This is a genomic window from Intestinibacter sp. (assembly GCF_051866655.1).
Lineage (GTDB): Bacteria > Bacillota > Clostridia > Peptostreptococcales > Peptostreptococcaceae > Intestinibacter.
On the sequence record NZ_JBJDXL010000121.1, the window covers coordinates 1 to 6283 of the forward strand.

The 6283-nt window shown below is 33.0% G+C and carries 4 protein-coding genes; 1 reads left to right on the forward strand and 3 read right to left on the reverse strand.

Annotated elements, in window-relative coordinates:
• The 3 genes from ACI3VO_RS03185 to ACI3VO_RS03195 all read right to left on the reverse strand — a co-directional run.
• On the reverse strand, positions 1–1655 hold a 1655-nt coding region (locus tag ACI3VO_RS03185), incomplete at its 3' end, for a [FeFe] hydrogenase, group A (RefSeq protein ID WP_439756532.1).
• A 70-nt stretch (positions 1656–1725) separates the two neighbouring features.
• Positions 1726–3612 (reverse strand): NADH-ubiquinone oxidoreductase-F iron-sulfur binding region domain-containing protein, encoded by a 1887-nt coding sequence (locus ACI3VO_RS03190; protein WP_439756533.1) that lies wholly within the window; start codon positions 3610–3612, stop codon positions 1726–1728.
• Positions 3613–3625: 13 nt separating this feature from the next.
• Positions 3626–4126: an NADH-quinone oxidoreductase subunit NuoE family protein gene (locus ACI3VO_RS03195; protein ID WP_320626782.1), complete on the reverse strand. Its 501-nt coding sequence runs from the start codon at positions 4124–4126 to the stop codon at positions 3626–3628.
• A gap of 435 nt (positions 4127–4561) precedes the next feature.
• Between ACI3VO_RS03195 and uvrB the strand changes: the two genes are divergently transcribed.
• Positions 4562–6283 (forward strand): excinuclease ABC subunit UvrB (gene uvrB, locus ACI3VO_RS03200; protein WP_439756534.1); only part of this gene is annotated, 1722 nt, incomplete at its 3' end.

Sequence of the window (6283 nt, forward strand, 5' to 3'; positions counted from 1 at the left end):
TTATGAGATTTACGTTGAGTTTTATTAGAGTCTATTGCATATAAAGCAGCACCTCTAGCTTTAACTTTTTCATAATCTCCATGATGGAATGGTTGTCCACCACCAGCTACACATCCACCAGGACAAGCCATTATTTCTATAACTTGATATTTAGGTTCTCTACCAGCAGCTAAATCTGCTCTTAATTCTTCCATTAATGTTCTTGCATGTCCTAAAGATGAAGCAGCAGCAACTCTTACATCTTTACCAGCTATATTTATAGTAGCTTCTTTTATACCTTTAAATCCTCTAACTTCTACAAAATCTATACCATTGAATGGTAATTCCATCTTAGTTATATCAGTGTAAGCAGTTCTTAATGCAGCTTCTAGAACACCACCAGTAACACCGAATATATCAGCAGCACCAGTTGAGTTTCCTAGAGGACTGTTGAATTGAGATTCAGGCATATGAGCTAAATCTATACCAGCTTCTCTTATCATTCTTGCGATTTCTCTTACAGATAATGATATATCAGTATCTTGTAGACCGTCTTTACTTAATTGTTCTCTAGATATTTCATATTTTTTAGCTATACAAGGCATTATAGATACGATTATTACTTCATCTGGTTTTTTATCTAATACTTTGTCTGCAAAGTAGTATCTTGCCATTGAAGAGAACATACCTTGTGGAGACTTACAAGTTGATAAATATGGAATTAAATCTGGGAATTGAGTTTCACAGAATCTAACCCAAGATGGACAACAAGAAGTAAGTATTGGTAATTTTCCACCGTTAGTAAATCTTTCTACAAATTCATTTGCTTCTTCCATTATAGTTAAGTCAGCAGCAAAGTTAGTATCGAATACATAGTCAAATCCTAATTGTTTTAAAGCAGATATTAATTTACCTGTAGATACAGTACCAGGATCTAGTCCGAATTCTTCACATATACTAACTCTTACAGCTGGAGCTATTTGAACTATTACAGGTTTTTCAGTTTGTTGTAATGCAGCCCAAGCTTCTTTAGAGTTATCTTTTTCTATTAAAGCATCAGTTGGACATACACTTACACATTGTCCACAGAATACGCAATCTGTATGAACTAAGTCTTGATCAAAGAAAGTACCAACTATAGTGTTGAATCCACGGTTTAAACCAGAAAGAGCACCTACAGTTTGAACTTTATTACACATAGTTTCACATCTTCTACATAATACGCATTTAGATGTATCTTTTATTATTGGAAGAGAAGAAGTGTCAGGTCTAAATGTTGATTTTTCACCTTTGAATCTGATTTCTCTTATATTCATTTCAGATGCAAGTTTTTGTAATTCACAAGTACCACATTTATCGCAAGTGAAGCAATCTTGTGGATGGTCTGATAGTAGTAATTCAACTACGTTTTTTCTATATCTTAAAGCTTCTGGGCTGTTAGTATTAACTACCATACCTTCTCTAACCATAGTACCACAAGCAGGTACTAATTTGTTTCCAGCAGTTACCATACAAACACGGCAAGAAGCACAGTCGTCTACGAATCCGATTTCTTCTATTTTCATATTACATAGACTAGGTATTTTTATATTTACTTGTTTTGCTGCATCTAATATCTTAGTTCCAGCAGGAACTGATACAGCTTTACCATTTATAGTTAAGTTAACTAAGTTCATTGATAAATTCCTCCTTAATAATTTAATAAAATTATTGTTTAAGCACTTTATACGTTATACATCGAGCATACTACATTTTTACTATAGCGTCTTTCTTACATTTAGACATACAAGCACCACATTTTAGACATTTAGTAGTATCAATAACATGTTTTTGTTTCTTTTCACCAGTAATAGCATCAGCTGGACAATTCTTCTTACATAATCCACAACCTATACAGTTGTCAGTTATTACGAAGTTTAATAGAGATTGACATTTACCAGCAGGACATTTTTTATCCTTAACGTGAGCTAAATATTCATCGTAGAAACAATCTAATGTACTAAGTACTGGGTTTGGAGCACATTTACCAAGACCACATAAAGAAGTATTTTTTATAGTTAAAGCTAAGTCTTTTAAATCATATAAATCTTTTTCTTCAGCTTTTCCATCGCATATTTTGTTTAACATTTCAAGTAATCTCTTGTTACCTATACGACATGGTGTACATTTACCACAAGATTCATCAACTGTGAATTCAAGGAAGAATTTAGCTATGTCAACCATACAGTCAGTTTCATCAAGAACAAGCATACCACCAGAACCCATCATAGATCCTATATCACTTAATGATTTGAAATCTATTGGAGTATCTAGATCTTTTTCTGATATACATCCACCAGATGGACCACCTGTTTGAACAGCTTTAAATTTCTTTCCGTTAGGGATACCGCCACCGATATCGTAAACTATTTCTCTTAAAGTAGTTCCCATAGGTACTTCAACAAGACCAACATTGTTTATTTTTCCACCTAAGGCGAAAACTTTAGTACCAGTAGAATCTTCAGTACCATAAGAAGCGAACCATTTGGCGCCTTTGTTTATTATCGCAGGAACGTTTCCGAAAGTTTCAACGTTGTTTACAGAAGTAGGAGCTTGCCATAAACCATGTTGAGAAGAAGAGAATGTTTTCATTCTTGGTTCACCACGTTTACCTTCTATAGAATTTATAAGAGCAGTACCTTCACCACAAACGAATGCACCAGCACCATATTTTAATTCTATTTTGAAGTTAAATCCAGTTCCTAATATATTTTCACCTAAAACTCCAGCTTCTTCAGCTTGAGCTATAGCTATTTTTAATCTGTCTATTGCAAGAGGATATTCAGCTCTTATGTAGATGTATCCTTCTGCAGCGCCTACAGCATAACCAGCTATTGCCATAGCTTCTAATACACTGTGTGGGTCACCTTCAAGTAAAGATCTATCCATGAATGCACCTGGGTCACCTTCGTCAGCGTTACATACGATGAATTTTTTACCGTTTATAGCAGGGTTCTTAGAAGCAGATTCCCATTTTCTACCTGTAGGGAAACCAGCTCCACCACGTCCTCTTAAACCAGACGCTTTCATTTCTTCGATAACTTCTTTAGGAGTCATTTCAGATAGACATTTAGCAAGTGCAGTATATCCATCATTTGCTATATATTCAGTTATATCTTCAGGATTTATATGTCCACAGTTTCTTAGAGCAATACGAACTTGTTTTTTGTAGAATTCCATATCGCTATCTCTTTTAACTTTTTGGAAATCTAGAGTTGGTTCTGCGAATAATAATCTATCAACGACTTGGTTATTTTTTATATGACTTTCAACTATTTCAGCAGCATCTTCAGGTTTTACATGAACGTAGAACACGTTATCAGGGTAAACCTTAACTATTGGACCCATTGCACAGAATCCAAAGCATCCTGTTAGATGTACCATAGCATGGTCTTCTAAACCAGCTTTTTTAATTTCATTTTTTAGATTTTCTATTATAACTAAACTTTCTGAAGAAGTACATCCAGTACCACCACAAACTAATATATCTCTTTTGTCTGGTATTTCTTCAGTATGATTTTCTCTTAAATTAAGAATAGGTTTATATTCTTGGACAGCAGCTTTTAACTCAGCTATTGAATTTAATTTTTTCATCAATATTACCTCCCTAACAGCTTAATTCTAAATTTCTATAGTTGTCTAATATTTTTGAAACATCGTCAACAGTTACTTGGCCGTAAACTTTACCGTTAACAGTAACAACAGGAGCTAAACCACAAGCACCTACACATCTTAATCCTTCAAGAGTGAATTTAAGATCTTCAGTAGTTTCTCCATTTTTAATTCCTAATTGTTTTTCAAATTCAGCCATAACTTTGTCTGAGCCTTTAACGAAGCAAACTGTACCTAGACAGACACTAATTTTGTATTCTCCGATTGGATTTACAGAGAAGTAAGAGTAAAAGCTAACAACACCATAAACAGTAGCAGGTGAAATACCTAATCTTTTTGCTATGTGAAGTTGAACTTCTTTTGGTAGATATCCAAAAATTCCTTGTGCTTCTTTAAGAACAAAGATTAATGAACTTTCATCAGCTACTTCTAATGAATCGATTAATTTATCTAATTCATCAAATAATTTTTGGTTTTGTGAAACGAAATCACACATACAAATCCCCCTTTTCAATTTTGAAATAATTAAAATTAATAAAATATACTAAATAAAAAATAAGATGTATTTATATTTTAAGTTTTAAAAATATAATTATGCAACATACAGTATATACTATATAGGCAAACATATATTTTAAAAATAAAAATAAAATGTAATATGAAGTAATTATAAAATTTCTAAATATTACATACCTATTATAATATATAAATGGATAAATTTGTAAAAAATCTGAAAATTATATCGAAAAAAATTTATTTTTTTTAAATAAAATATTTTTTATTAGACAAATTTTTTAAAAAAACGCATTTAAACTATTTTTTTATGGGTAAAATATTTTTAGTTTAATAGTTAAAAGTTAGGATACAGTGATATATATTGTGGTATAATTGAGAAAGGTGAACTAATGTTCGAGAGAGGCGAGGTGATATTATGGATTTTAAAATAAAATCAGACTTCAAACCGACTGGAGATCAACCAGAGGCTATTAGAGAAATTGTAAACGCCATAAATCATGATGAAAAATTTTCGACTTTATTAGGCGTTACAGGTTCGGGAAAAACATTTACTATGGCAAATATAATACAAGAGGTCAAAAAGCCGACACTTATTTTAGCTCATAATAAGACATTAGCGGCTCAGCTTTACAGTGAGTTTAAAGAATTTTTCCCTGATAATGCAGTCGAATATTTTGTAAGTTATTATGATTATTATCAACCAGAGGCCTATGTAGCTCATAGTGATACTTATATAGAAAAGGATGCGAGTATAAACGATGAAATCGACAAATTACGTCATTCTGCTACAGCATCGATTTTAGAGAGAAAGGATACGATAATAGTATCTTCTGTATCTTGTATTTATGGTATAGGGGATCCAAAGGATTACAAGGATTTGATGTTATCTCTAAGAGTAGGTATGCAGGTTGAGAGAGATGATATTATCAAGAAACTAGTAGAGATACAATACGAGAGAAACGACATTAATTTTGTCAGAGGGACATTTAGAGTTAGGGGAGATGTAGTTGAAATTTTCCCTGTAAGCAACGATGAAAGAGCGATTAGAGTAGAATTTTTTGGAGATGAAATAGATAGAATAACAGAAATAGATTATGTGACGGGAAAAATAATAGGTACGAGAAGCTATACGGCTATTTTCCCGGCATCGCATTATGTTACAACTCCAGAGAGAATCGAGGAGGCTATAAAATCTATAGAAAAAGAATTGGCAGAGGTTATTCAAGAATTCAAGGACAACGATAAATTACTTGAAGCACAGAGAATAGAGCAGAGAACAAAATACGACATAGAAATGCTTAAGGAATTGGGATTCTGCCAGGGGATAGAAAACTATTCTAGACATATTACAGGCAGAAAACCAGGCGAAAAGCCGTACACTCTTATGAATTTCTTCCCAGAGGATTTTCTATTGATAGTAGATGAATCACACGTTACGATACCACAGGTTAGAGGTATGTATGCAGGTGACCAATCTAGAAAAAAATCGTTGATAGACAACGGATTTAGACTTCCTTCTGCTTATGATAATAGACCTTTAAATTTCTCTGAATTTGAGGAAAATATAAACCAAGTTTTATTTGTTTCAGCTACTCCAGGACCTTATGAAATAGAGCATTCAACTACAGTAGCACAGCAAATTATAAGACCTACAGGCTTACTTGATCCTATTATAGAAGTCAGACCGATAGAAAATCAAATAGATGATTTAGTCGGAGAAATAAATAAGGTTGTAGAGAAAAATGAAAGAGTATTGATCACTACATTGACTAAAAAAATGAGTGAGGATTTAACTAACTATTTAAAGGAAATAGGAATAAAGGTAAAATATTTACATTCAGATATAGTGACTTTAGAGAGAACTGAGATAATAAGAGATTTAAGACTTGGCGAATTTGATGTGCTAGTCGGTATAAATCTATTGAGAGAGGGATTAGATATTCCAGAGGTTTCTCTAATAGCTATTTTAGATGCAGATAAGGAAGGTTTCCTACGTTCTGAAACCTCTTTAATACAAACAGTCGGACGTGCCGCTAGAAATGCAGAGGGTAGGGTTATCATGTATGCGGATAAGGTAACTCGTTCTATGGCCGCTACTATTGAAGAAACTGCGAGAAGAAGGGAAATACAATCTCTA

Bases quoted from the DNA above. Each gene is read 5' to 3' on its own strand.
- ACI3VO_RS03190 (WP_439756533.1), bottom strand. From the start codon at position 3,612: ATGAAAAAATTAAATTCAATAGCTGAGTTAAAAGCTGCTGTCCAAGAA.
- ACI3VO_RS03195 (WP_320626782.1), bottom strand. From the start codon at position 4,126: ATGTGTGATTTCGTTTCACAAAACCAAAAATTATTTGATGAATTAGAT.